Origin of the sequence: Micrococcus sp. KT16 (assembly GCF_003315015.1) — a bacterium.
GTDB classification, from domain to species: domain Bacteria; phylum Actinomycetota; class Actinomycetes; order Actinomycetales; family Micrococcaceae; genus Micrococcus; species Micrococcus luteus.
Window position 1 is genome coordinate 1 of record NZ_QNRG01000007.1, and the last position, 23,327, is coordinate 23,327.

25 protein-coding genes are annotated in these 23,327 nt (G+C 73.7%); 12 read left to right on the forward strand and 13 right to left on the reverse strand.

From position 1 onward, the window contains the following. Positions 1–144 precede the first annotated feature (144 nt). Together aroQ and DE149_RS07190 are read left to right on the forward strand one after the other, a co-directional pair. Entirely contained in the window at positions 145–597 is a 453-nt protein-coding gene (aroQ, locus tag DE149_RS07185) for a type II 3-dehydroquinate dehydratase (protein WP_113914225.1), read from the forward strand. 96 nt (positions 598–693) lie between these two features. After that, complete coding sequence (locus tag DE149_RS07190) at positions 694–1,176, forward strand: pyridoxamine 5'-phosphate oxidase family protein (RefSeq protein WP_036384307.1); 483 nt, start codon at positions 694–696, stop codon at positions 1,174–1,176. Between the two features lie 72 nt (positions 1,177–1,248). Here the strand turns inward: DE149_RS07190 and rlmN are convergent, their stop codons facing one another. After that, positions 1,249–2,646: a 23S rRNA (adenine(2503)-C(2))-methyltransferase RlmN gene (rlmN, locus tag DE149_RS07195; protein WP_036384305.1), complete on the reverse strand. Its 1,398-nt coding sequence runs from the start codon at positions 2,644–2,646 to the stop codon at positions 1,249–1,251. Next, positions 2,639–3,511, reverse strand: coding sequence for an oxygenase MpaB family protein (locus DE149_RS07200; protein ID WP_113914226.1), 873 nt, complete (start codon positions 3,509–3,511; stop codon positions 2,639–2,641). Before DE149_RS07200 ends, rlmN begins: the two co-directional genes overlap by 8 nt. Positions 3,512–3,856: 345 nt before the next feature. Between DE149_RS07200 and DE149_RS07205 the strand changes: the two genes are divergently transcribed. Next, positions 3,857–4,129 carry a three-helix bundle dimerization domain-containing protein gene (locus DE149_RS07205; RefSeq protein ID WP_223247481.1) on the forward strand — a complete coding sequence of 91 codons (273 nt, stop codon included), beginning with the start codon at positions 3,857–3,859 and terminating at the stop codon, positions 4,127–4,129. A 310-nt stretch (positions 4,130–4,439) separates the two neighbouring features. On the opposite strand, the gene DE149_RS07210 is transcribed toward DE149_RS07205, so the two are convergent. Next, positions 4,440–5,684 carry an isochorismate synthase MenF gene (locus DE149_RS07210; RefSeq protein WP_113914227.1) on the reverse strand — a complete coding sequence of 415 codons (1,245 nt, stop codon included), beginning with the start codon at positions 5,682–5,684 and terminating at the stop codon, positions 4,440–4,442. A 198-nt stretch (positions 5,685–5,882) separates the two neighbouring features. Here DE149_RS07210 and DE149_RS07215 point away from each other — a divergent pair, with 198 nt between their 5' ends. Genes DE149_RS07215 through DE149_RS07230 form a run of 4 tightly spaced genes read left to right on the forward strand, consistent with a single transcriptional unit; the run spans position 5,883 to position 9,803 of the window. Beyond that, positions 5,883–6,650 carry a low molecular weight phosphatase family protein gene (locus DE149_RS07215; RefSeq protein WP_113914228.1) on the forward strand — a complete coding sequence of 256 codons (768 nt, stop codon included), beginning with the start codon at positions 5,883–5,885 and terminating at the stop codon, positions 6,648–6,650. Positions 6,651–6,689: 39 nt separating this feature from the next. Then, positions 6,690–7,070 carry a metal-sensitive transcriptional regulator gene (locus tag DE149_RS07220; protein WP_100058590.1) on the forward strand — a complete coding sequence of 127 codons (381 nt, stop codon included), beginning with the start codon at positions 6,690–6,692 and terminating at the stop codon, positions 7,068–7,070. A 41-nt stretch (positions 7,071–7,111) separates the two neighbouring features. Next, complete coding sequence (locus tag DE149_RS07225; protein WP_041103399.1) at positions 7,112–7,330, forward strand: heavy-metal-associated domain-containing protein; 219 nt, start codon at positions 7,112–7,114, stop codon at positions 7,328–7,330. 4 nt (positions 7,331–7,334) lie between these two features. Then, entirely contained in the window at positions 7,335–9,803 is a 2,469-nt protein-coding gene (locus DE149_RS07230) for a cation-translocating P-type ATPase (protein WP_113914229.1), read from the forward strand. A gap of 51 nt (positions 9,804–9,854) precedes the next feature. Here DE149_RS07230 and DE149_RS07235 read toward each other — a convergent pair whose 3' ends face one another. Continuing rightward, positions 9,855–10,268 carry a DUF4259 domain-containing protein gene (locus DE149_RS07235; protein ID WP_113914230.1) on the reverse strand — a complete coding sequence of 138 codons (414 nt, stop codon included), beginning with the start codon at positions 10,266–10,268 and terminating at the stop codon, positions 9,855–9,857. Between the two features lie 111 nt (positions 10,269–10,379). Here DE149_RS07235 and DE149_RS07240 point away from each other — a divergent pair, with 111 nt between their 5' ends. Next, positions 10,380–10,934: an SRPBCC family protein gene (locus DE149_RS07240; RefSeq protein WP_113914231.1), complete on the forward strand. Its 555-nt coding sequence runs from the start codon at positions 10,380–10,382 to the stop codon at positions 10,932–10,934. A gap of 149 nt (positions 10,935–11,083) precedes the next feature. Here DE149_RS07240 and DE149_RS07245 read toward each other — a convergent pair whose 3' ends face one another. Next, positions 11,084–11,401 (reverse strand): putative quinol monooxygenase, encoded by a 318-nt coding sequence (locus DE149_RS07245; RefSeq protein ID WP_113914232.1) that lies wholly within the window; start codon positions 11,399–11,401, stop codon positions 11,084–11,086. Continuing rightward, positions 11,398–11,838: a PaaI family thioesterase gene (locus DE149_RS07250; RefSeq protein WP_113914233.1), complete on the reverse strand. Its 441-nt coding sequence runs from the start codon at positions 11,836–11,838 to the stop codon at positions 11,398–11,400. Before DE149_RS07250 ends, DE149_RS07245 begins: the two co-directional genes overlap by 4 nt. A gap of 61 nt (positions 11,839–11,899) precedes the next feature. Here DE149_RS07250 and DE149_RS07255 point away from each other — a divergent pair, with 61 nt between their 5' ends. Further along, on the forward strand, positions 11,900–12,805 hold the full coding sequence (locus DE149_RS07255) for an alpha/beta fold hydrolase (protein WP_113914234.1): 906 nt from the start codon (positions 11,900–11,902) through the stop codon (positions 12,803–12,805). A gap of 154 nt (positions 12,806–12,959) precedes the next feature. Here DE149_RS07255 and adhP read toward each other — a convergent pair whose 3' ends face one another. The 4 genes from adhP to DE149_RS07275 all read right to left on the reverse strand — a co-directional run bounded on the left by adhP (position 12,960) and on the right by DE149_RS07275 (position 17,546). Next, positions 12,960–13,991, reverse strand: a complete 1,032-nt coding sequence (adhP, locus tag DE149_RS07260) for an alcohol dehydrogenase AdhP (RefSeq protein ID WP_113914235.1) — start codon at positions 13,989–13,991, stop codon at positions 12,960–12,962. A 53-nt stretch (positions 13,992–14,044) separates the two neighbouring features. Next, complete coding sequence (locus tag DE149_RS07265) at positions 14,045–15,568, reverse strand: aldehyde dehydrogenase family protein (RefSeq protein ID WP_113914236.1); 1,524 nt, start codon at positions 15,566–15,568, stop codon at positions 14,045–14,047. Between the two features lie 122 nt (positions 15,569–15,690). Beyond that, positions 15,691–17,118, reverse strand: a complete 1,428-nt coding sequence (locus DE149_RS07270) for a GAF domain-containing protein (RefSeq protein WP_113914237.1) — start codon at positions 17,116–17,118, stop codon at positions 15,691–15,693. Further along, complete coding sequence (locus DE149_RS07275; protein ID WP_036316759.1) at positions 17,115–17,546, reverse strand: DUF779 domain-containing protein; 432 nt, start codon at positions 17,544–17,546, stop codon at positions 17,115–17,117. Before DE149_RS07275 ends, DE149_RS07270 begins: the two co-directional genes overlap by 4 nt. A 266-nt stretch (positions 17,547–17,812) precedes the next feature. Here DE149_RS07275 and DE149_RS07280 point away from each other — a divergent pair, with 266 nt between their 5' ends. Continuing rightward, positions 17,813–18,373: a GNAT family N-acetyltransferase gene (locus tag DE149_RS07280; RefSeq protein WP_113914238.1), complete on the forward strand. Its 561-nt coding sequence runs from the start codon at positions 17,813–17,815 to the stop codon at positions 18,371–18,373. A gap of 37 nt (positions 18,374–18,410) precedes the next feature. Here DE149_RS07280 and DE149_RS07285 read toward each other — a convergent pair whose 3' ends face one another. After that, complete coding sequence (locus DE149_RS07285) at positions 18,411–20,066, reverse strand: thiamine pyrophosphate-dependent enzyme (protein WP_113914239.1); 1,656 nt, start codon at positions 20,064–20,066, stop codon at positions 18,411–18,413. A 167-nt stretch (positions 20,067–20,233) separates the two neighbouring features. Here DE149_RS07285 and DE149_RS07290 point away from each other — a divergent pair, with 167 nt between their 5' ends. Together DE149_RS07290 and DE149_RS07295 are read left to right on the forward strand one after the other, a co-directional pair. Next, positions 20,234–21,022, forward strand: a complete 789-nt coding sequence (locus DE149_RS07290; RefSeq protein ID WP_113914240.1) for a CGNR zinc finger domain-containing protein — start codon at positions 20,234–20,236, stop codon at positions 21,020–21,022. A 96-nt stretch (positions 21,023–21,118) separates the two neighbouring features. Beyond that, the gene (locus tag DE149_RS07295; RefSeq protein WP_113914241.1) at positions 21,119–22,114 is read left to right on the forward strand and encodes an L-lactate dehydrogenase; all 996 of its coding nucleotides are present in this window, start codon (positions 21,119–21,121) and stop codon (positions 22,112–22,114) included. A 10-nt stretch (positions 22,115–22,124) separates the two neighbouring features. On the opposite strand, the gene DE149_RS07300 is transcribed toward DE149_RS07295, so the two are convergent. After that, a complete protein-coding gene (locus DE149_RS07300) occupies positions 22,125–22,526 on the reverse strand; it encodes a hypothetical protein (RefSeq protein ID WP_049144854.1) in 402 nt (133 codons plus the stop codon). 190 nt (positions 22,527–22,716) lie between these two features. Then, complete coding sequence (locus tag DE149_RS07305; RefSeq protein ID WP_036334843.1) at positions 22,717–23,298, reverse strand: hypothetical protein; 582 nt, start codon at positions 23,296–23,298, stop codon at positions 22,717–22,719. Between the last annotated feature and the right edge of the window lie 29 nt (positions 23,299–23,327).

Sequence of the window (23,327 nt, forward strand, 5' to 3'; positions counted from 1 at the left end):
TGCGTTAGCGTGAGTCATGAGTGGGTCTTCTCGGGCAGGTCGGTGGTGTAGGAACTTCCATCCTGCGGGAGAGGCCCACTCGTCTCATCTCAGCCCGTACCCCGTGGCAAGAACCTCATGACCCACAACACCTAGACTGACCGCATGACCGCCACTCCCGCCCTGCCCCTGCTCGTGCTCAACGGCCCCAACCTGAACCTGCTCGGCACCCGCGAGCCCGAGGTCTACGGCACGGCCACCCTCGACGACGTCCGTGCGCTCACCGAGGCCCGCGCGGCCGAGCACGGGCTGACCGTGGACTTCCGACAGTCCAACCACGAGGGCGAGCTCATCGACTGGATCCAGGAGGCCCGCACCTCCCACGCGGGCGTCCTCATCAACCCCGCCGCGTACTCGCACACCTCCATCGCCATCCGGGACGCCCTCGCCGCCGTCGACCGGCCGATCGCCGAGGTGCACATCTCCAACGTCCACCGGCGCGAGGCGTTCCGGCACCACTCGCACGTCTCCGCCGTCGCCGACGTCGTGATCGCCGGGGCGGGCGTCCAGGGCTACGCCCTCGCCGTCGACTGGCTCGCCACGACTGTGCGCCGCTGAGCGCTGGTCAGGGCCCGCCTGGCCGTGTCTAGGGTCGGTGCTACGAGCCGGTGGCCGCATCAGGGCGCCGGCACCCGACGACGAAGGAGTCACGCTATGGGCACCCAGGATCCCCGCGCCCGTCTGCTCGAGAAGCTCGCGAAGGTGAACGTCTGCATGCTGACCACCGCTGAGCAGGACGGCACGCTCGTCACCCGCCCGATGGGCCTGCAGCAGGCCGAGGACGGTGGCACGCTCTGGTTCCTCACGCGCGCCACCTCCGACGTCGCCGCGGACGCTCCGCAGCGCCCGGTCAACGTCGCCGTGCAGGACAAGGACTTCTGGGCTTCCCTCGCGGGCCACGGTCAGCTCGTCCGCGACGACGCGCGCAAGAAGGAGTTCTGGAACCCGGCCACCGAGGCGTTCTTCGGTGAGGGCTCGAGCCCCGAGGATCCGCAGATCGTGCTCGTGCGCGTGGATGTGCAGACCGCCCAGTTCTGGGAGTCCCCGGGCGCGGTGGCCACCGCCGTCGAGCTGGTGAAGGCCAAGGTCACCGGCGGCGAGGCCCACCCGGGCGACAGCGAGACCGTCCGCTTCTGACGGCGCCTCCCGACGCCGGCCTCGCGGCTCATCCGCGGGGCCGGTGAGCGCCGCGCGCGGGGCCTCGGGACGTCAGTCCACGTCCTCGGCCGCCAGCTGGCCGCACGCGCCGTCGATCTCCTTGCCACGGGTGTCACGCAGGGTGGTGGGGATGCCGGCGGCGTTGAGCCGGTCCACGAACTCGCGCGTCACGTCCTTCTCCGAGGCGGTCCAGATGGAGCCCGGCGTCGGGTTCAGCGGGATCGGGTTCACGTGCACCCAGCCCTTGCCCCGGGCGTTGAGCTTCTTGGCCAGCAGGTCGGCGCGCCACGCGTGGTCGTTCATGTCCTTGATGAGCGCGTACTCGATGGACACCCGGCGCCCGGTGGCCACGAAGTAGTCGTACGCGGCGTCGATCGCCTCGTCCGCCTTCCAGCGCGAGTTCACGGGGATCAGCTCGTCGCGCAGCTCGTCGTCCGGCGCGTGCAGGGACAGGGCGAACGTCAGCGGCACCCCCTCCTCGGCCAGCTTCCGGATGGCCGGCACCAGGCCCACAGTGGACAGCGTGATGTTCCGCGCGGACATGCCCAGGCCCTCGGGCGAGGGGTCCACCATGCGGTGCACGGCGGCCATCACGCGCTTGTAGTTAGCCAGGGGCTCACCCATGCCCATGAACACGACGTTGGTGACGCGGTCGGCGTCGTGCCCGCCGTCCTTGCGCTTGCCGCCCAGTCCGCCCTGGGCGATCACCTGGTTGGCCAGCACGATCTGCTCCACGATCTCCGCCGTGGACATGTTGCGGGTCAGCCCGGCCTGGCCCGTGGCGCAGAACGGGCAGTTCATCCCGCAGCCGGCCTGGCTGGACACGCACAGCGTCACGCGGCCGGGGTACCGCATGAGCACGGACTCCACGAGCGCGCCGTCGAACAGCCGCCACAGGAACTTGACGGTGTCCCCGCGGTCGGTCTCCATGCGCCGGACCTCGGTGAGCAGCGGCGGGAAGAACGCCTCCGCGATCGCCTCCCGCTTGTCCTTGGGCAGGTCCGTCATCTGCTCCGGATCGGTGGTGTAGTGCTCGAAGTAGTGCACCGAGAGCTGCTTGGCGCGGAACGCCGGCAGCCCGATCTCCTTGGCCTTCTCCTGCCGCTCCTTCAGCGTGAGGTCGGCCAGGTGCGTGGGCGGCTGGGAGACGCGCGGCTGCTTGAACTGCAGCTGCGGTCGGCCGTCCGGGCCCATCGGCTGGGTCCAGCCCTCGGTCTTCGGCATCACCTGGGGGCGCTCGGCGGTGGCGGCCTCGCGGCGCTTGGGCGCGGAGAGCTGGTGGCCGACGCCGGCGCGGCGCATGCGCTCTCGGTCCTCGGCGAGCTGGCGCGCCTCGGACTCGTCGATCAGGCCGCGCTCGGGGCGGCCGAGGGCCGGCTTGCCGGCGCGGTCCCTCTGGCGGTTCGGGGTGGGCTTCGATCCGGGGCGGCGGGGCTGGTAGTCAGACATCGGCACCATTCTCCCAGACGGGGCGGACTTCGCGGCGGGTCGCCTCCACGTCGACGGCGCCGCGCGGCTTTCGCGTCCGGGGCAGCCCCCGCAGGACCCAGCGGACGACGACGCCGCGCACCGTCGCCGGCAGCGGCCGGTACACGGTGCGCGCCAGCCCCCAGAGGCGTGCCTCCCGGACGGAGTCCCGCCCGCTCCAGGACCAGCCGAGGCCGGCGCGCACGCGCCCCGGGAGGAGGCCGGCGGTGACGAAGCGGGCCAAGGGCATAGCCGTCCGCAGCGGCGCGGGGACGCCATGGCCGGAGAACAGGTCGGCGGCGACCCGCCGCGCGTCGTCCGTGACCTCGAGCCGGGCCACCCGGTCGTCCCAGTAGTCCGCGAACGCCGCGCGGTCGACCGGCCAGGCGGAGGCGGGGACCTCGAGGCTCGTGGCGAGCGGGGCGTACCCGCGGTAGAGGCGGTCGGCGTCCTCGGCGTCGAGGGCGCCCCACATCCGGCGGCGCACCTGCTCCCCCATCGCATAGAGGGTGGCGGCCACCCAGAGCTGGGCGTCCGGGTCGGCGGCGTCGTAGGGCTGGCCTCCGGCGTCGACCCCGCGGACCGGGCGGTGCGCCGCCCGCACCCGGTCGACGACCGCGTCGCGCAGCGGCGCGGCCTCGGGGAGGGTGACCGCGTAGATGTAGGCGAGCGTGTGGCGGAGCCGGCGCATCGGGTCCTCGGTGAACCGGGAGTGGACGGCGACGCCGGCCCCCACCGGCCGGTGCGCCACCTGGAGCAGGATCGCCGCACCGGCGCCGGCGAGGATCACGGCCTCGCGGGCGAGGGCGGCCGCGGAGGTCGGGGCGGAGTGGCGGTCGGGGCGCATGGTCCCAGCCTCGCACCGGGCCGGGCGGAGGGGCAGGGGGCCGAGATGAACGGTGCCGTTCACCTTCTGTTCATCTTGCTGTTCGCCTGCCGCTCGTGGCACCTCGATCCGGAAACCGCATGATTGCGCTGATTTTGCGCCATCCAGGCATGTGTGGCGGAGTGCCTCAGGTCACGTTGGTGAACACGGAGTTGCACTCTGGGAGGAAATCTGTAAACTTGTTCACAAGCAGTTCACCTAGCGTTTACGGAACGCGAGGTCGGGACTCCACCGAACTCATCACCCGCGGCCCCGCCGCGACGATCCGCCGGACTCGTGGTCCGGCAACCGAAGGAGGTGCTCACCGTGAGCATCAACACGACCAGCCACCACCTGCCCACCGCCCCGAGCCCCCTCATGCAGCGCCACGTGCTCCAGCGCGTCGAGGAGACCCTCCTCCGCCGCTTCGAGGGCACCGTCACCGCCGAGACCGTCCGCTCGGTCGTCCGCGAGGTCGTCGCCGACCTCAAGCGCGGCGCCCGCATCACCACCTTCCTGCCGGCCCTCGCCGAGCGCGAGGCCACCCGCCGCCTCCAGGCCACGACGCCGGCCCACGAGGCCATGGCCGTCGCCGCCTGATCCCCCACACCGACGCGAAGACCCGTCGGCCCGCCCCGCGAGGGGCCGTGGCCGGCGGGTCTTCTCGCGTCCCAGACGCTTTCGTTCGGGAAACGGCGGGCCCCAGGACGCTTTCGTTCTGGAAACGGCGGGCCCCAGGACGCTTTCGTTCGAGAAACGGCGTCACCGCTCCTTGCTGACGAGGTCGACCGGCACGTCCGCTCCGGGGCGCCGTTCCATCGCCGCTCACGCGAATCCGGCGTGCGGCGCCGTTTCCCACACGAAAGCACCGCGACACGCCGCCGTTTCCCGAACGAAAGCGCGGGAGACCTCAGTCCTCGGCGACGCCCAGCGCTCGGCGCATCGGCAGGAACTTGGCCCGGATCTCCGTGACCTCCTCCTCGGGCACCGCTCCCGGGACCATCCCGCCCCCGGCCTGCAGCCGCACCCCGCCGGGCACCTGCTGGCCACAGCGCAGCGCCAGGGCGATCTCACCGTCGCCGTCCTGGTCCAGCCACCCGACCGGCCCGGCGTAGCGGCCGCGGTCCACGGGCTCGACCTCCGCGATCACCCGCACAGCGTCCATCGTGGGGGTCCCGCCGACGGCTGCCGTCGGATGCAGCGCGGCCACCACGTCCAGCACGGTCCCCCGCCCGTCCCGCAGCCGGCCGCGCACGGACGTGGCCAGGTGGTGCACGTTCGGCAGGGTCAGGACGGTGGGTGCGGGGTCGTCGTCGGCGAGGTCGACGACGGGCGCCAGCGCGTCCAGCACCGACCGCGCCGCCCAGCGATGTTCCTCCGCCAGCCGCGGATCACAGGCCAGACGCTCCCGCAGCGCGGCGTCCTCCTCCTCGTCCGCGCCGCGCGGCATGGACCCCGCCAGCACCCGCGAGCCCACGAGCCCCGCGTGCCGCGTGGCGAGGACCTCGGGCGTGGCGCCCAGCAGCCCGCCGACGGCGAACACCCAGGTCTGCGGGTACTCGCGGCGCAGGGCCCCGATCGCCCGCCACAGGTCGGCGTCGTCCGCGGGGACGGTCATCGTGCGGCTGATCACGACCTTCGCCAGCTCTCCGCCCGAGTCGGCCATCCGTGTCAGCAGTTCACGCACCCCGGCCGCGTAGCCGGCGTCGTCCCAGGCACGGTCGGCGACGTCGGCGGGCAGGGCCACCGCACCGTCGGCCAGCAGCCGGGCTCCGCGGTCCGCGGCGACGGCGGCTGCGAGCGCGTTCGCGTCCACGTGCTGGGCCACGTCCCGCACGCCGGACGGCGTGGCGCGGCGCAGATCCGCGGGGATGCGCAGGACCGCGGGCTCGGGCGAGTCATCGGAGAAGGTCGAGGAGATCCAGCCCCGCAGCGGGGCCCTCGGGTCCGGTCGCCCGGCGACGGCGGCCTGCCACAGCGCGGAGAGCCGGCGGAGCCGGTCGGTGCCGTCCAGGAGCACGGTCCAGCCGCCCTCGCCCCGCCACGCGTCGTCCCCGTGCGCCCACAGCACCGCCCGGGCGAACGGGGGGACGGCGGCCTCGGGGGTCCCGGTCGCGGGGGTGCCGAGGTCCGGGAGCAGGGAGCGGACAGACATGGCCCCCATTCTCTCCCACCTCGGCGGACCCCCGCTCCGGGCCCAGGCCTCGGCGGCCGCCCCGACGACGGCGGCGAGCGGCGTCGTCGTGCGCGGAGGGATCCCGTCAAGGCTTGCGCCGGCACACCCGACGTCGCAGGGTGGGGGCACCTGTTCACCTCGCGTTCAGCCGACCGCCTTCCCCGGAGGACTCGCACCATGGCCCCCATCCCCCCGGACCCCCACGCCGATCACGCACCGGCGGTGGACGACATGCCGCTGGACACGACGGCCGCGCCGGACATCCCCGCCGCGGTGCACCCCGTGCCGCACGGGATGGCCGCGCACGTGCTCGAGCGCGAGGTCGGGCCGCTGATGGCGCGCTTCCCCGGCGTGGCCGACGAGGCGACGGTGCGTCAGCTCCTGTTCGACTCCTACGCCGAGCTCGCCGCGACGAGCCGCCACCCGGAGATGCTGCCGACCACCGCGGTGCAGCATGCCGCCTCGCGCCTGCGCGCCAGGGCGATCAACCAGGGCAGCATCGAGTCCCGCCACCCGCGTGTGCTGTTCGTCTGCCACGGCAACGCCGGCCGCTCGCAGATGGCCGCGGCCCTGCTCGAGAACCGCACCCACGGCGAGGTCAGGGCCCGCTCGGCCGGCACGGAGCCCGCCGGCGAGGTCATCTCCACCGCGTTCGAGGCGATGAACGAGATCGGCATCCCGCTGCACCACACGTACACCAAGGGTCTGGACCCGGACGTGCTCCGGGCCGCCGAGATCGTGGTGCTCTTCGACGGCGCGGATCCGTTCGAGATCCCCGAGGGCGCGCAGGTGCAGAAGTGGTCCGTGCCGTCGATCCGCGGCATGAGCCTCGAGCAGGTGCGCGGCGTGCGCGACGCCCTGGACCTGCAGGTCCGCGGTCTGATCGCCGATCTGGGGGAAGCCGCCGCCGCCCCGCTGCCGGACGAGGGCACCCGCACCGGCTGACCCCTTGACCTATACCCCCCTGGGGTATAGAACGGGGGTATGAGCACGGACAGCACGACGACGGCGCCCGCCGCCGCCTCGCCCCTTCCGTCCGCCGCGGCGGACGCCTGCGACGGCCACCGACCCCCGCACCAAGTCCACCGGGACAAGGCGAAGCACCTGGCGCGACTGCGCCGCATCGAGGGGCAGGTGCGCGGCCTCCACCGCATGGTGGACGAGGACGTGTACTGCATCGACATCCTCACGCAGGTCGCCGCCGTCACGAAGGCGCTGCAGTCCCTCAGCCTGAACCTCACCTCGGAGCACCTGCGTCACTGCGTGGCCGAGGCCGCGGTGCAGGCCGAGGCGGAGGGCCGCACCGAGCTCATCGACGAGAAGGTCGCCGAGGCGACGGCAGCCCTCGGCCGCCTGCTGCGCTGACCGGCGCCGTCGCCCACCCACCACCGCACGAGGAGCACGAGATGACCACCACCGACCTGAAGATCACCGGCATGACCTGCGGCCACTGCGTCGCCTCCGTCCGGGAGGAGCTCGGTGAGATCGCCGGCGTCTCCGCCGTAGACGTCGACCTGAACGCCGGGGGCGTGTCCACCGCCACCGTCACCTCCGAGGGCCCCCTCGACCCCGCCGCCGCGCGCGCCGCCGTCGAGGAGGCCGGCTACACGCTGGTGGAGGGCTGACCCCATGACCCGCCCCGCCTCCTCCACCCCGGCCGGCCCGCAGCCCGAGACCACCCGCCGCGTCGACCTGGACGTCACCGGCATGACCTGCGCCTCGTGCGTGGGTCGCGTCGAACGCAAGCTGGGCAAGCTCGAGGGCGTCACGGCGTCCGTGAACCTGCCGCTCGAACAGGCCACCGTCACCGCGCCCGCCGGCGTGTCGGACGAGGAGCTCGTGGCCGCCGTCGAGAAGGCCGGGTACGGCGCCACCGTGCGCCGTCCCGCCCCGCCGGCCGGCCAGGCCGGGCACGCGGGACACGCCGGGCACGCCCACACCTCCGACCACGGCGAGGAGCACGCCGCGGACCATGACGGCGTGGACCACCACGACCACATGGCCCACGGTCCGGGTGAGGACGTGCTCAAACCGCGCCTGATCGGCGCGGCGGTGCTGACGGTGCCGCTCGTGCTGATCTCCATGGTCCCGGCGCTGCAGTTCCCGCACTGGGGCTGGGTCGCGTTCGCCCTGGCGGCACCCGTGGCGCTGTGGGCGGCGTGGCCGTTCCACTCGGCGGCGTTCCGCGCGGCCCGGCACGGCTCGTCCACGATGGACACCCTCGTGTCCCTGGGCGTGCTCGTCTCCTTCTCCTTCTCGGCCGTGGAGCTGATCCTGGCGCCGGACATGACCGCCCACGTGGGCGGGACCATGGCGGAGATGGCCCACCACAGCCTGTACTTCGAGGCGGCCGCGGTCATCACCACGTTCCTGCTGCTGGGCCGCTGGCTCGAGGCCCGCGCCAAGCGTGAGGCCGGCGCCGCGCTGCGCGCGCTCCTGGACCTGGGCGCGGCCCGGGCCACCCTCTACGACCCCGAGACCCACGACGAGCGCACGGTGCCCGCCGAGTCCCTCGCGCCGGGCGACGTCGTGCTGATCCGCCCCGGCGAGAAGGTGCCCACGGACGCCGAGGTGCTCGAGGGCACCTCCGCCGTGGACGCCTCCCTGCTCACGGGCGAGTCCGTGCCCGTGGAGGTCGGCCCCGGGGACGCCCTCACCGGCGCCACCCTGAACACCTCGGGCCGGCTCGTGGCCCGCGCGACCCGCGTCGGCTCGGACACGACGCTCGCCCAGATGGGGCGGCTCGTCTCCGAGGCGCAGACCGGCAAGGCCCGCGTGGCCCGGCTGGCCGACCGGATCTCCGCCGTGTTCGTGCCGATCGTGCTCGGGATCGCCGTGCTGACCTTCGCGGTGTGGATGCTCGTGACCGGCGAACTGCCGTCCGCGCTGCGCGCCGGCGTGGCCGTACTCGTGATCGCGTGCCCGTGCGCCCTCGGCTTGGCGACCCCGGTCGGCCTCCTGGCCGGCACCGGCCGCGCCTCGCAGCTGGGCATCCTCATCCGCGGCCCCGAGGTGCTCGAGGAATCGCGCACCGTGGACACGATCGTGCTGGACAAGACCGGCACCGTGACCGAGGGCCGCATGGCGCTCGCGGACGTGCTCGTCCTCGACCCCGCCTTCGTCACCGACACGGGCGCTCCCCGGAGCGCTTCCGTGGCCGAAACGGCGCCGGACCAGGCCGCCGACGTCCTGCTGACCCTGGCGGCCGCCGTCGAGCGCGGGTCCGAGCACCCGATCGCCCGCGCGATCGTGACCGGCGCCGAGGAGCGCGGCCTGACCGTGCCCGACGTGGCGGACTTCGCCTCCACGGCCGGCGGCGGCGTGTCCGGGCTGGTGGCCCTCCCCCACGACGACGGCGCCCTCGCCTCCGGCGCGCACGGCGCCGCCGACCCGGCCCCGGTCCTCGTGGCCGTCGGCCGCGGCTCCGTCCTCGAGACCGCCCTCGACGGCGGCATCCCCGCCGAGCACCGGGCCGCGTTCGAGGCCGCGGAGCAGGCCGGCGCCACGGCCGTGTGGGTCGCGGTCGGCGGCCGCGTGGCGGGCGTCCTGTCCGTCCGGGACACCGTGAAGGACACCTCCGCCGACGCGATCGCCCGCCTGCGGGAGATGGGCCTGCGCCCGCTGCTGGTGACCGGCGACAACGCCGCCGTCGCCACCGACGTGGCGGACGCCGTCGGGATCCCGGCCGCGGACGTGGTGGCCGGCGTGCGCCCCGAGGACAAGGTGGACGTGGTGACGCGCCTGCAGTCCGAGGGCGCCGTGGTGGCCATGGTGGGCGACGGCGTCAACGACGCCCCGGCGCTCGCCGCGGCGGACATGGGCATCGCCATGGGTTCGGGGACGGACGTGGCCCGCGAGGCCGCGCAGATCACCGTGATGGGCGACGACCTGCACCAGGTGGTCCAGGCGCTCGACCTGAGCCGCCGCACCCTGGGGATCATCCGGATGAACCTGTTCTGGGCGTTCCTCTACAACGTGCTCGGCATCCCGGTCGCGGCCCTGGGCCTGCTGAACCCGATGATCGCCGGCGGAGCGATGGCGGCCTCGAGCGTGCTCGTGGTGCTGAACTCGCTGCGGCTCACCCGCTACGCGCGCTGAGCCGGGGCGGGGCCGAGCGCGGGCCGGGTCCACCCCGGCCCGGCCGGCCGGTCAGGGCAGGCATTCGCGGGAGTACTCGAGCCACTGCTCGAGCTCCCCGGACTCCTCCCAGAGCTGGTAGAGCTCGGAGCAGGAGGGCTCGCGGATGACCACGCCGATCAGCTCGCGCAGGGTCTCGATGTCCTCGTCCGAGAACTGGTCGATGAAGGCGGTGAGGTCCACCTCGTCCGTCTCCGCGTGCTCGAGCAGGGCCTCGAGGTCCGCGTGGTCCTCGTTCCGGGCGATCCGCACGAGCGCCCCGAGGGCGAGGAGTGCGGCGCCCTGGCTCGCGGTCAGGTAGCCCTCGTCCTCGTCGCGACGGAAGTTCCTGCGGAACTCGTCCAGGTCGAAGGTGCCGTCGAGGACCTCGTCCACGATGTCCAGCGCGGTGTCGTTCTGGAAGACGTTTCTGCCCCATGCGCCCATGACCTGACCCTAGGCCCGGGGCGGGCCCCCGGCAAGAGTCCTGTGGTGTCCCGCCGAGGGGTGCCGTCGCCTCCGCTTCCGGTGTCCGCGGCGGTTCCTAGACTGGGCGGCATGAGCACCGAGCCGACCCCCTCGTCCGCCGCCCCCGAGACCGAGCCCGCCGCGCCGTCGTCGTCCGGGCTGCCGCAGGCCGCCCCGCAGGCGGCGTGGCCCGAGCGCGTGGAGACCGGCGAGCACCAGGTGTCCTACCGGGCCACCGTGGCCGCGCCGGCGCACGAGCTGTGGGCGATGCTCGCGGACCCGCACCGCCATCACGAGGCGGACGGGTCCGGGACCGTGCGGCCGAAGGTGAGCGGGCCGCACCGGCTGGCCGTGGGCGACCGGTTCCGCGTGGCCATGCGGAAGTACGGGGTGCCGTACACGATGACGCTGACCGCCACCGCCGTGGACGAGGACGAGCTCGTGGAGTGGGCCCACCCGGGCGGACACCGGTGGCGCTGGGCGTTCCAGGACAACGGGGACGGCACCACCGAGGTCACCGAGACCTTCGACTACTCGTGGGCCCGGCCGGCCGTGCGCCGCGCGTACGAGCTGCTGCGGGTGCCGGCGGACAACGGGCGGGGCATCCAGTCGAGCCTCACGCGGTTGGCCGGCCGTCACCTCTGAACCGACCGCGTCTCCGTCCGCACTTTCGTTCGGGAAACGGCGGCGTGTCGGGCACTTTCGTTCGGGAAACGGTCGGCCCTCGCGCCGTTTCTCGAACGAAAACGCGTCGGGGACCGCCGTTTCTCGAACGAAAACGGGGGGTGCGGGGGTCAGACGGCGGACCAGTGGGTCGCGGCCGGCGGCTGCGCCAGGTGCGGGGTGACGAGCGCACGCCACGCGAGGAACGACTCGGACTCGCGGAAGCCCACGGTGTGGTCCTCGAGCGTGCGCCAGCCGATCAGCAGCCGGTAGCGCGCCGGGTCCTCCACCTGCCGGGACAGCGCGAAGGACGTCGCGCCCTTGTCCCGGAACAGCGGCTCGGCCTCGGCGACGGCGGCCTCGAACGCCGCCTCCGCCCCCGCGGCCACGTGCAGCTCCACCGACTCGACGACCGGCCCGGCCGTCGTCGCGTCCTGCCCGGCGCTCACGCGCGCGCCCGCGGGCTCGTGGCGTGGCCGGTGAACCAGGCGACGAGCTGGCCGTCCGCCTCGATGCCGACCTCGATCATGCGGTCGCGTCCGAACTCCACCGACTGGCGGGCGGTCGCCACGAGGTGCGCGCCGAGCCTGGCGGGCGCCACGTAGGTGATCTCGGCGCGCCGGGTGACGGGCGCGGCACCGAAGGTCGCCACGCAGTACGCCAGCGCCGAGTCCGCGAGGTGGAACAGGAAGCCGCCGTGGCAGATCTCGTGGGAGTTCACCATGTCCGCGGTGACGTCGCGGTGCAGCACCACGCGCCCCTCGGCCACCTCGCCGAGGGTGACGCCGTGCTCGCGCACCGCGGGGTCGTTCGCGTAGATCTCCTCGAGGCGGGCGAGGATCTCGTCCCGGCTCTGGCCGGACGAGCTCTGGGGGGTCTCAGTCATGGGCCCATTGTGTCGCAGGTCTGTGTCGCAGGTCGCGCCGCCTCGCGCCTAGGGTGGCGGCGTGACGCAGACCACCTCCACCCCCGTGCGCCTCCGCGCCCGCGACGGCTTCGTGCTCGCGGCCCGCCACTTCGCCCCCACGACGACGACGCCCCCGGCCCGGCCCGCCGGCGCGGTGGTGATCGCCTCGGCGACCGGGGTGAAGGCCACGTACTACCGGCGCTACGCGGAGTTCCTCGCCGGCCACGGGTTCCACGCGGTCACGTTCGACTACCGGGGTGTCGGGGAATCCCGCGAGCCGTTCGCCGTGGCCCGGCGGGCGCGGTGGGCGGACTGGGGCGCCCTCGACGCGGACGCCGTGCTCGGCTGGGCCCGGACGCACCTGCCCGGCCCCCTCCTGACGGTGGGCCACAGCTACGGCGGGTTCGGCATCGGGCTCGCGGACGAGGCGCGGCATGTGGCCCGGCACGTGGCCGTGGGCGGGCAGCACGCCCACTGGCGGGACTACCGGGCGCGGCCGGGGCGTGCACGGATGTGGGCGCGCTGGCACGTGGCGATGCCGGCGGTCACGCTGGCCCGCGGGCACTTCCCGGGGCGGCGGCTCGGCTGGCTCGAGGACCTGCCGCGCGGGGTCGCCCTGGACTGGGCGCGCAGTCGCCGCGACTTCACCGCGAGCGCCCGCACCGCCGCCGGCCGGGACGAGCTGCGCCGTCGTCTGGCCGCGTTCACGGCGGACGCGCTGATCGTGGCGCCCGTGGACGACGACTTCGGCACCGACGCCGCCCTCGACCGCGCGGACGCCTACTCGCCGGGTCGGCGGACGGTGCGCTGGCGGGTGCGACCGGAGGAACTCGGTGTCGCGGAGATCGGGCACTTCGGACTGTTCCACGCGCGGTTCGCGCCGACCTTCTGGCCGGCCACGCTGGAGTGGCTGCGCGACGGCGTCGCCCCGGCCGCGGCCCGCTGAGGCTCGCGCACCGGAATCGCTGCGGCCCGCCCCGTCCCCGCGACGACGACGGCGGCCGCCCCGGCCCGGGTCTCCGGGCGGGACGACCGCCGTCGCACTGGTGCGCGTGATGTGTCGATACTACCCCGCGCCCAGCCGACGCCCAGGCGACACGTCAGTCCTGCATCGCGTAGTCGATGACGACGCGGCCCTCGATCTTGCCGTGGCGCATCTCGTCGAACACGTCGTTGATCTCGGTGAGCGGGCGGGTGTGGAACGTCGGGTGGATCTTCCCGGCCTCGTAGAACTCGAGTGCCTCGACCATGTCCTGCCGGGTGCCCACGATCGAGCCGCGGATGGTCAGGCCCTTGAGGACGATGTCGAAGATCGGCGCGGGGAAGTCGCCCGGGGGCAGGCCGTTGAACACGATGGTGCCGCCGCGGCGGGTCATCGCGATGGCCTGGCCGAACGCCTGCGGGTGCACGGCCGTGACGAGCACGCCGTGGGCGCCGCCGATCTTCTCCTGGATCTCCACGGAGGGGTCCGCGACGTTCGCGTTCACGGTCAGCTCCGCGCCGTGCCGGGAGGCGAGCGCCAGCTTGTCGTCCGCGACATCCACGGCCACCACGCGCATGCCCATCGCCACGGCGTACTGCACCGCGATGTGCCCCAGGCCACCGATGCCGGAGATCACGACCCACTGCCCGGGCCGCACCTCGGTCTGCTTCAGCCCCTTGTACACCGTGACGCCGGCGCACAGGATCGGGCCGACCTCCATCGGGTCCGCGCCCTCGGGGATCAGGGGCGCGTAGCGGGCGTCCACGAGCATGTACTCGCCGAAGGATCCGTTCATGGAGTAGCCGCCGTTGACCTGCTCCTCGCACAGGGTCTCCCACCCGGTGCGGCAGTACTGGCAGTGGCCGCACGCGCCCCACAGCCACGCGTTGCCGACCATGTCCCCGACCTTGAGGTTCTCGACGTCGGGTCCGACCTCCTCGACGATGCCCACGCCCTCGTGGCCCGGGATGAACGGCGGGGTCGGCTTCACCGGCCAGTCACCCTCCATCGCGTGCAGGTCCGTGTGGCAGACGCCCGAGGAGATGAGCTTCACGAGCGCTTGGTGCTGGCCGGGCGTCGGGCGCTCGACCTCCGTGACGTCGGCCTCTGTGCCGAACTGGGTGACGACGGCTGCCTTCATCGTGGTCATGGGGATCACCTTTCGTGGAGTGGGGAGGGGGGTCGTGCGGTGCCGGCACCGGCTCAGAAGAACCCGAGCTTGTCCTCGGAGTAGGAGACGAGCAGGTTCTTGGTCTGCTGGTAGTGGTCGAGCATCATCAGGTGGTTCTCGCGGCCGATGCCGGAGGACTTGTACCCGCCGAACGCGGCGTGGGCCGGGTAGGCGTGGTAGTTGTTCACCCACACGCGGCCGGCCTGGATCGCCCGGCCCGCGCGATAGGCGGTGTTGCCGTTCCGGGACCACACGCCGGCGCCGAGCCCGTAGAGCGTGTCGTTGGCGATCCGCATGGCGTCGTCGAAGTCGGTGAACGTGGTCGTCGAGACCACCGGCCCGAAGATCTCCTCCTGGAAGATGCGCATCGAGTTGTCCCCGCGGAAGATCGTGGGCTGCACGTAGTAGCCGCCGGACAGTTCGCCCTCCATCTCGGCGCGGGCGCCGCCGATCAGCACCTCGGCGCCCTCCTGACGGCCGATGTCCAGGTAGGAGGTGATCTTCTCGAGCTGGTCGTTGGAGGCCTGGGCGCCCATCATCACGTCCGTGTCCAGCGGGTTGCCGGTGACGATGCGCGAGGTCCGCTCCACGACGGCGTCGAGGAACTTCTCCGCGATCGACTCCTGCACGAGCGCACGCGACGGGCACGTGCAGACCTCGCCCTGGTTCAGCGCGAACAGGGTGAAGCCCTCCTGCGCCTTGTCCCAGTAGGCGTCGTCGTTCGCCATGACGTCCTCGAAGAAGACGTTGGGCGACTTGCCGCCCAGCTCCAGGGTCACCGGGATGATGTTCTCCGAGGCGTACTGCATGATCAGCCGGCCCGTCGTCGTCTCACCCGTGAACGCGATCTTGCGGATGCGCGGCGACTGCGCGAGCGGCTTGCCGGCCTCGAGGCCGAAGCCGTTGACCACGTTGACGACGCCGGCCGGCAGCAGGTCCGCGATCAGCTCGATGAACACCATGATCGAGGCCGGGGTCTGCTCGGCGGGCTTGATCACGACGGCGTTGCCCGCGGCCAGCGCGGGCGCCAGCTTCCACACCCCCATCAGCAGCGGGAAGTTCCACGGGATGATCTGGCCGACCACGCCGAGCGGCTCGTGGAAGTGATAGGCGACGGTGTCCTCGTCCACCTGGGACAGGCCGCCCTCCTGCGCGCGGATCGCGCCGGCGAAGTACCGGAAGTGGTCGATGGCCAGGGGAACGTCCGCGTTGAGGGTCTCCCGGACGGCCTTGCCGTTGTCCCAGGTCTCCGCGACCGCCAGCATCTCGAGGTTCTCCTCCATGCGGTCCGCGATGCGGTGCAGCACGAGCGCACGCTCGGCCGCCGAGGTGGCGCCCCAGGCCGGGGCGGCCTTCCAGGCGGCGTCGAGGGCGACGTCGATGTCCTCGGCCGTGCCGCGGGCGACCTCGCAGAACACCTTGCCCGTCACGGGCGTGACGTTCTCGAAGTACTGGCCCTTGACCGGGGGTGTCCACTCTCCGCCGATGAAGTGCTCGTAGCGGGACTTGAACTCGACCTTGGCTCCCTCGGTGCCGGGGAATGCGTAGACGGTCATGGTGCTGGCTCCTTTGCCTGCGGTTGCCTCGACGCCGGGTGGCGCCCTGCCGTGGCTGTGACGCTAGTCACAAGGAGGTTGCACGGAGGTTGCAGCCGGGCGCGGGTGAGGGGCGGGCCGGGTCAGGCCAGGTCCCGCTCGATCCGCTCGAGCGTGGCCACGGCGAGCGCCCGCCGCGGCGAGTCCGCCGGCAGCAGACGCAGGGCGGCGCCCCAGAGCTCGACGTCGTCGCGGGCCTCGGGGCGGCCCAGGTAGGCCCAGAGCTGTTCGACATCCGCGTCCTGGGCGACGGCCTCGCGCAGCGCCTCCCCCAGCTCCGCGCGGATCGAGGCGACACCGGGGGACGCCGACCGCGGCAGCACCGGCCCGGCCGCCGCGTGCAGCGCACGGTCCAGATCCCCGGCGCGCAGCGCCTCCCGCGCGCACAGCAGGTCCGCGTGCACCTCCCCCACGAGCCGGTACGGCCGGGACAGCAGCTCCACCGGCGCCCCCACGTCCCGCAGCGCCCGGCGGAGTCGATGCACCTCGGCGCGCAGCGAGATGGCGCGGGCGGGGGAATCGCCCGGCGCGGGCCGGGGCCCGGCGGTCTCCTCCGGATACAGCGCGACCTCGAGCTCGGCGCCGGTCAGGCCCGGGCCGTGCCACGCGAGGAGGGTGAGGATCTCCGCGTGCCGGCCGGTGAGCTCGACCCCGTCCAGCGTGGCCGGCAGGTGGCCGGTGACGCGCAGCAGGCCCGCGGCGGCGTCGTGGCGGTGCGGCGCGCCGGCGGGGCTCGGCCCCGGCGAGGCGGACGGCGGCGCCGAGGGGCCCGGCGTCGGGGCGGTACCGCGGGAACGGCCCCGGGACGGGGCGGGCAGGTCCCGCCAGGCGGCGTGCACGGCGTCCACGGTGGCCTGGAGCAGCGGCAGGGCGAGGTGGCTGACGGCGTCCTCCCCGCCCGTGAGGTCCAGGACCCCGACGAGCCGCCCGGTGGCCGGGTCCGTGAGCGGGACGGCCGAACAGCTCCACGGGTGCACGCGCGGGCTCAGGTGCTCGCCGCGGCTGACCTGCGTGGGGGCGCCGGTCGCGAGGACGATGCCGGGGGCGGAGGTGCCCATGGACGCCTCGGACCAGTCGGCGCCCGCCACGAAGCCCATGGTCTCGGCGTGGCGCACCGCGGTCCGGTCGCCCTCGACCCACAGCAGGTGGCCGCGCGCGTTGCCGATCGCGGCGAGCATCCCGGCCTCGGCCGCGGGGTGGATGAGCATGCGTCGGACCACCGGCAGGGCCACGGCGAGGCGCTGGTCTCGGCGGGCGGCGGCGAGGTCGTCGTCGGAGAGGGTGGCCGGGTCGGTCTGGCCGGGCACCACGGGGGTGAGGGCGCCGAGGGAGCGCAGCCAGGACTCGCGGACCTCCCGGCGCAGCCCCTGGAGGGCGGCGCGCAGGCCCTGGTCTGCGCCGGCCGGAGCGGTGGGCGACGACGGCGCGAGCGACAGGCGGACCGCGGCGAGGGACTCGTGGGCCCGGTCCACGGCGCGTCGGTAGGCGCCGGTGGCGAGGGTCGAGCTCATCCCGAGCCTGCCATCAACCGCGAGCGGATCAGGAACCGCTTGCCCTCGGGCGCCTCGACGGAGAAGCCGGAGCCGCGCCCGTCCACCACGTCCAGGGTGAGGTGGGTGTGCTTCCAGTATTCGAACTGGGCGGCGGACATCCAGAACGGGATCTCCACGGCGGCCTGGTCCCCCTCGGCCGGCAGCGCGAAGGTGCCCAGCAGGACGTCGGCGGCGCCGGTCGTGAAGTCGCCGGCGGGATAGCACATGGGCGCGGAGCCGTCGCAGCAGCCGCCGGACTGGTGGAACATGAGCGGGCCGTGGATCGGGAGGAGTCGGCGGATCAGCTCGAGCGCCGCGGGCGTCATGGCGACGCGGGACACGGTTTCGCCCGGCAGCTCGGGGCGAGCGTCGAGCGCATGCTCCGCCGACGAGGACGGCACGGTCATCGCGACCTCCTGGGGATGGGCGATCGTCGGTCCCCACACCCTAGCCCCGAACGTGATCCACGTCACCCCGGTCGGCGTGATGGGGGCGCGGCAGCCCGGAGGGTGCACCGAGGGATGTGCCGCGAGCCAGACGTTTCAGCCGCAATCAGGGGCTGATCACGACCGAAACGTCTGGCTCACGGCGCGGGGGTGGGGAAAGCACGAGGGCGGGGGCGGCGGGCGGCTCACGCGGCCGCGCCCGGCGTCCACCCTCGTACACTCGGCACATGCTCCCGGACCCCAGCCCCACCGTCACCGTGGACGGCCTCCTGCTGCGCCCGCTGCGCGCCGCAGACGAGATCGCGGCGCGCGAGGCGGACGCCGAGCTGCATCGGGAGGGGTTCGACTTCCTGATGGCCGGCACCCGCTCCTTCCCCGCGATCCGCCGCGCGTTCGCCGCCGAGGCGCGCGGCGACGTCGAACCCGGCCGGGTGCCCGCGTCCTTCTACGTGGGCGTGGACGAGGCGGGCCATCTGGTGGGCCGGGTGTCCGTGCGGTGGGAGCTGAACGACGCGCTGCGCCACGTCAACGGGCACGTGGGCTACGCGGTGCGGCCCGCGTTCCGGCGGCGGGGGCACGCCGTACGCCTGCTGCGCGGCGCCCTGATGCTGCTGGCCGCACGCGGGGTCTCCACCGCCCTGCTCACGTGCGACGAGACGAACACCGCCTCCGTGGCCACGATCCGCGCGTGCGGGGGCGTGCTGCGGGACCGGGTCGAGACGGACCTCGACGGTGCACCCTTCCCCGTCCCGAAGCTGCGCTTCGACGTCGCCACGACGGCGGCCTGACCGGAGGGGCGGCGCGGAACGGGCCGCGCCGCCGGCCTCAGTAGGCCTTGACGCGCTGCTCCACGATCAGGTGGATGAGCGCGAACCGGCCCTCCTCCTGGACCGCCTTGAGCGCCGCGTCCACGGCCGCCGGCACGTCCGCGTCCTGCTCCACGCGCACCCCGAAGCCGCCGAACGCCTGGGCCATGGCGGCGAAGTCGGGGTTCTTCAGCTGGGTGCCGGAGACGCGCTCGGGGTACTCGCGCTCCTGATGGGTGCGGATGGTGCCGTATTCCTGGTTGTCCATGACGATCACGAGGGGCTTCGCGCCGTACTGCGCGGCGGTCGCCAGCTCCTGGCCGTTCATGAGGAACTCGCCGTCGCCGGCGATGGTCACCACGGTGCGGTCCGGGAAGTTCAGGGACGCGGCCACGGCACCCGGCACCGAGTAGCCCATGGAGCCGTTGCGGGCCGAGATCATGGCGCGGTAGCCCTCGGTCGGGAAGTACCGGTGCGCCCAGTTGGTGTGCTCGCCCGCGCCGAGGGAGATCATCGAGTCCTTCGGCAGCTTCGGCACCAGGTTGGCCATGAGGGTGGCCATCTTCGCCTGACCCTCGGACGGCTCGGCCGGGGGCAGGGCCGCGAACTTCTCCTGCTCGCCGCGCATGCGGGAGGTCCACTCCTCCCACTCCGGCTTGACCTCGAGCTCCATGCGGACGAGGTCGCGGATGAACACGTCCGGCTTGGCCACGATCTGGTGGGACACGGGGCCGGAGCGGCCGCGCAGGGACGGGTCGATAGTGACCAGGAAGTTCTTCTTGTCCCAGTTCTGGCGGATGGTGAAGCCGTTGGTCACGACGTCGCCGGGCACGGTGCCGACGAACACGATGAGGTCGGTCTCCTCGAGCATGTCGTAGGTCGGCTTCGGGCGGCCGTAGCCGATCGGGCCCACGTAGGACGGCGAGGAGAACGGCACGGTGCCCTCGCAGCGCCACTCGGCGGCGGCGGGGATCTTGTGCTCCTCGAGCCACGTCGTCAGGGTCTGCGCGCCCTCGTCCGTCCAGTCGTTGCCACCGGTGATGAACAGCGGCTTGTTGGACTCCTTGAGGGCGGCGTGCAGGGACTTCCAGTCCTCCACGGTCATGCCGCCCGGGGCCACGGGGATCTGCGGGTGCAGGTGCGCGTCGATCTCCTGGCGGATCACATCCTCCGGCAGGCCGACGACGACGGGCCCGGGCCGGCCCGAGCTCGCGGCGAACATGGCCTCGGCCACGATCTCGGAGGCGCGCTCCGGGTGGTCCAGGACCATCACGCGCTTCGCACCGGTGCCGAACCAGGCGTGCGGGTCGAACTCCTGGAAGGCCTCGCGGTCGCGGTGCTCGAACGGGATCAGGCCGACGAACAGCACGAGTGCCGTCGAGTCCTGCCACGCGGTGTGCAGGCCGACGTGGGCGTTCGCGGCGCCCGGGCCGCGCGTCACCATGGCGACGCCGGGGACCTCGTTCATCTTGCCGTCGGCCTCGGCCATGTACGTGGCGCCGCCCTCGTGGCGGCACACCACGTTCTCGATGCCCGAGTCGTGCAGGCCGTCCAGGACGTCCAGGTAGGACTCGCCCGGCACGGAGTAGACGCGCTTCACGCCGTGGGACTCGAGGGTCTTGACGATGACGTGCCCGGCGGAGAGGCGACCGGTCGCCTGGGAGGTCTGGGACATGGAGGTCTCCTGTGCTGGTTCGGGGGCCCCTCCGGCCCCGTGGGTGCACCCCGCCGCGCAGACGGGGTCCGTGGGGGTCAGGGTACTGGACGGGACGGCGCCGGAGGCGACCCGATACGCGGCGTGAAGCCGGTGACGGGAGGGCGGGCCCGCCGTACGCTTTCCCCATGCTCTCCGCGCCGACGCTCTCCCGCCTCGCCTCCCTGGCCGCGTTCCTGAACACCGCCCCCGGCCTGCGGGGCGGTCAGCCGGCCGACGAGCGGTTCACCGCCGCCACGCAGCTGCCCTCCCTCGTCCCTGAGCTCCAGGAGGACGCGGTCCGCCTCCGCCTGGCCGCCGCCGCGGCCGTGCGTGGCCGCGAGCTCCGCGGCCGTCTGGCCGAGGTCTGGGCCCTCGCCGCCGGGGACGAGGCGGCCGCCGTGGAGCGCGTGAACGCCCTCCTCGCCGCGGCCGGCCCGCTGCGGCTGACGGCCGGGGGCGACGTCGTCGGGCTGGCCCCGGCGCAGGTCCCCGCCGACGCGGTGGAGCGGCTGGCCGCGATGGCCGCCCTCGCGCTGGCGGAGACCGCGATGGACGGCGAGCTGACCCGCCTGCGCGTGTGCGAGGGCGAGGACTGCGAGAACGCGCTCGTGGACGCCAGCCGGAACCGGTCCAAGCGGTTCTGCGACGAGGCCAACTGCGCCAACCGCACCCACGTGCGCTCCTACCGGGCACGCCTGGCCGAGGCGGCGGAGGCCACGCCCGCGACGCATCCGGCCGGGCCGGATGAGGCGGAGGCGCCGGAGGCCGTCGTGGACTCCGAGGCCCCCGCCGACGAGCACCGCCAGGAGACCAAGAAGGAGAAGAAGGAGCGCAAGAAGGCGGAGAAGAAGGAGCGCAAGAAGGCGGAGAAGAAGGCCCGCAAGAAGGCGGAGAAGAAGTCCGGCAAGAAGAAGTCCGGCAAGAAGAAGGACTGACCCGGCCCTGCCTGCCAGGTGACCCGGCGTTGAACATCGGGGGATGGGGCGGCCTCTGGTTCCGTCGGCCGGCCGCACACCCCTAGCCTGCGAGGCATGAGCGAGCACACCCCCGCCCACTCCCCCGCCGCCCCCGCGTCCCTCGGACCCGCCCACCGCAAGGTCGGCGTCGTGGGGGCCGGCGGCGTCGGCACGGCGATCTGCTACGCGGCGCTGATCCGCGGCGTCGCCCGCGAGGTCGCCCTCTACGACATCGACGAGCCCAAGGTCCGCGCCGAGGTCCTCGACCTGGCCCACGGCACCCCGTTCACCTCCGCGTCCGCGATGACCGGCGGCGCGGACCCGGACGTCCTGGCCGGCTGCGAGGTCGTGGTGATCACGGCCGGCGCCAAGCAGAAGCCGGGGCAGACCCGCCTCGACCTCGGCGCGCACAACGTGGAGATCCTGCGCGGCCTGCTGCCCCAGGTGCAGGCGCACGCGCCGGACGCGCTGATCGTGCTCGTCACCAATCCCGTGGACGTCCTCACGCTGGTGGCCCAGCGCCTCACCGGTCTGCCTGCCGGCCGGGTGATCGGCTCGGGCACCCTCCTGGACACGTCCCGCCTGCGGTGGCTGCTGGCGTCGCGGGCGCAGGTCCACGCGTCGTCGGTGCACGCGGCCATCCTCGGCGAGCACGGGGACACGGAGTTCCCCGCGTGGAGCTCGGCGCGCATCGGCCCGACGCCCATCCTGGAGTGGCCGACGCCGGCCGACCCGCTGTTCACCCGCGCCGACCTGGATGAGGTGGCGGACACCGTGGTGCACGCCGCGTACGAGGTGATCCAGGGCAAGGGCGCCACCACCTACGCGGTCGGCGTGGCCACGACCCGCCTGCTCGAGGCGATCCTGCGCGACCAGCACGCCATTCTGCCGGTCTCCACCGTGCTCGACGGCGTCCACGGGCTCTCGGACGTCGCCCTGTCCATGCCGTCCGTGGTGGGGCGCGACGGCGTCACCCGCGTGATCCAGCCCGAGCTGGACGACGCGGAGATGCGAGCGCTACACGCCTCGGCGGACGCGCTGCGGAGGGAGGCACGCAGCCTCGGGTTCTGAGGCGCCGGCCTCAGGCGCGGGGGGCGTCGCCTCCGGTGCCGCCCTGCTCGCGGCGCTCGGCGGCGGCCTGGGCGCGGCGGTCGGCGGCGGCCTTGCGGAACATCTCCTCGGAGGACCGGTTCACGCCGGAGCCCTGGGAGAGGTGGTCCGGGTTCTCGCGCGCGGCGAGCTGCAGCATGGCCACCACCACGAGCGAGGTCATGAAGAAGACGCCGAAGGCGATCAGCGCGATGTCGACGCGCAGCGGGTTCTGCGTGCCGCCCGAGGCCGTGATGCCGGCGATCACCCCGCCGATCAGGCCGAGCACGGCGGAGAAGACGAGCGGGCCCTTGACCGTGGTGCGCAGACCGCCGCGTGCCGGGCGGCCGGATCCGGCGCGATCGGCGGACGGGCGGGGGGACGGTGCGCTCACGACGGGACTCCTGACGGCTGGGGGCGGCTGGGGCGACACGGCCCGCGCAGGCGCCCGGGGCTGAGGCCCTCGGGGCGCGGCGGACCGGAGCCAGTCTACGCGTCCGGCCGGCGGGTGGCCCCTCGGGGCCCCGAGGTCCTCCCCCGGCGAACGTCCGCCATGCGGGCCAGGGCGGCGACGTCGACCCGGTTCAGAGGCCCCTGGCCGTGCCGCGGTCCCGGCGCACCTCGTGGTGGAAGCCGAGCCCGGAGACCATCAGGAGCACCCCGATCAGGATCGCCCCGCCGCCGGCGATGCCGAGCAGGGCGTGCGGGCCGAAGCCCTGCAGGGCGGCCACGACCACGCCGCCCCCGGAGAGCAGGCCCACGAGGCCGGTCCACAGCTGGTCCCGCGCGGGGATGAACGCGCGGCGGTGGCGGGCCCACGCCACGAGCTCGGCGACGCCGCCGAGCACGAGGGCGGCGCCGGCCGCCACGCCCACCGCCGCCGGGGACCCCAGGAACAGCAGCACGATCACGCCGAGCATCCACGCGGCCGCCGCCAGGGACAGCGGGGAGCGCATGGCCACGGGCACCGGGTCGCGGCGCAGGTACTCCCACATCGCCGAACCGGAGAATGCCAGGTACAGCGCGAACATGACCTTCATCCACGTCAGGCCCGGCTCGGCGACGAACACGGTGGTCAGACCGAACGCCAGCGCCACCACGGCGCGGATCAGGATCGGCTTGAACACCACGGACGAGATCTCGAGGGGGGTCTGCACGGTAGCCACCGCCCCAGTCTAGGAGCCGTGCGGCCGCG

Bases quoted from the DNA above. Each gene is read 5' to 3' on its own strand.
- DE149_RS07190 (WP_036384307.1), top strand. From the start codon at position 694: ATGGGCACCCAGGATCCCCGCGCCCGTCTGCTCGAGAAGCTCGCGAAG.
- DE149_RS07265 (WP_113914236.1), bottom strand. From the start codon at position 15,568: ATGACCGTCTACGCATTCCCCGGCACCGAGGGAGCCAAGGTCGAGTTC.
- aroQ (WP_113914225.1), top strand. From the start codon at position 145: ATGACCGCCACTCCCGCCCTGCCCCTGCTCGTGCTCAACGGCCCCAAC.
- DE149_RS07210 (WP_113914227.1), bottom strand. From the start codon at position 5,684: ATGTCTGTCCGCTCCCTGCTCCCGGACCTCGGCACCCCCGCGACCGGG.
- DE149_RS07280 (WP_113914238.1), top strand. From the start codon at position 17,813: ATGCTCCCGGACCCCAGCCCCACCGTCACCGTGGACGGCCTCCTGCTG.
- DE149_RS07285 (WP_113914239.1), bottom strand. From the start codon at position 20,066: ATGTCCCAGACCTCCCAGGCGACCGGTCGCCTCTCCGCCGGGCACGTC.
- DE149_RS07275 (WP_036316759.1), bottom strand. From the start codon at position 17,546: ATGACCGTGCCGTCCTCGTCGGCGGAGCATGCGCTCGACGCTCGCCCC.
- DE149_RS07215 (WP_113914228.1), top strand. From the start codon at position 5,883: ATGGCCCCCATCCCCCCGGACCCCCACGCCGATCACGCACCGGCGGTG.
- DE149_RS07230 (WP_113914229.1), top strand. From the start codon at position 7,335: ATGACCCGCCCCGCCTCCTCCACCCCGGCCGGCCCGCAGCCCGAGACC.
- DE149_RS07225 (WP_041103399.1), top strand. From the start codon at position 7,112: ATGACCACCACCGACCTGAAGATCACCGGCATGACCTGCGGCCACTGC.
- DE149_RS07220 (WP_100058590.1), top strand. From the start codon at position 6,690: ATGAGCACGGACAGCACGACGACGGCGCCCGCCGCCGCCTCGCCCCTT.
- rlmN (WP_036384305.1), bottom strand. From the start codon at position 2,646: ATGTCTGACTACCAGCCCCGCCGCCCCGGATCGAAGCCCACCCCGAAC.
- DE149_RS07235 (WP_113914230.1), bottom strand. From the start codon at position 10,268: ATGGGCGCATGGGGCAGAAACGTCTTCCAGAACGACACCGCGCTGGAC.
- DE149_RS07200 (WP_113914226.1), bottom strand. From the start codon at position 3,511: ATGCGCCCCGACCGCCACTCCGCCCCGACCTCCGCGGCCGCCCTCGCC.
- adhP (WP_113914235.1), bottom strand. From the start codon at position 13,991: ATGACCACGATGAAGGCAGCCGTCGTCACCCAGTTCGGCACAGAGGCC.
- DE149_RS07295 (WP_113914241.1), top strand. From the start codon at position 21,119: ATGAGCGAGCACACCCCCGCCCACTCCCCCGCCGCCCCCGCGTCCCTC.
- DE149_RS07240 (WP_113914231.1), top strand. From the start codon at position 10,380: ATGAGCACCGAGCCGACCCCCTCGTCCGCCGCCCCCGAGACCGAGCCC.
- DE149_RS07250 (WP_113914233.1), bottom strand. From the start codon at position 11,838: ATGACTGAGACCCCCCAGAGCTCGTCCGGCCAGAGCCGGGACGAGATC.
- DE149_RS07270 (WP_113914237.1), bottom strand. From the start codon at position 17,118: ATGAGCTCGACCCTCGCCACCGGCGCCTACCGACGCGCCGTGGACCGG.
- DE149_RS07290 (WP_113914240.1), top strand. From the start codon at position 20,234: ATGCTCTCCGCGCCGACGCTCTCCCGCCTCGCCTCCCTGGCCGCGTTC.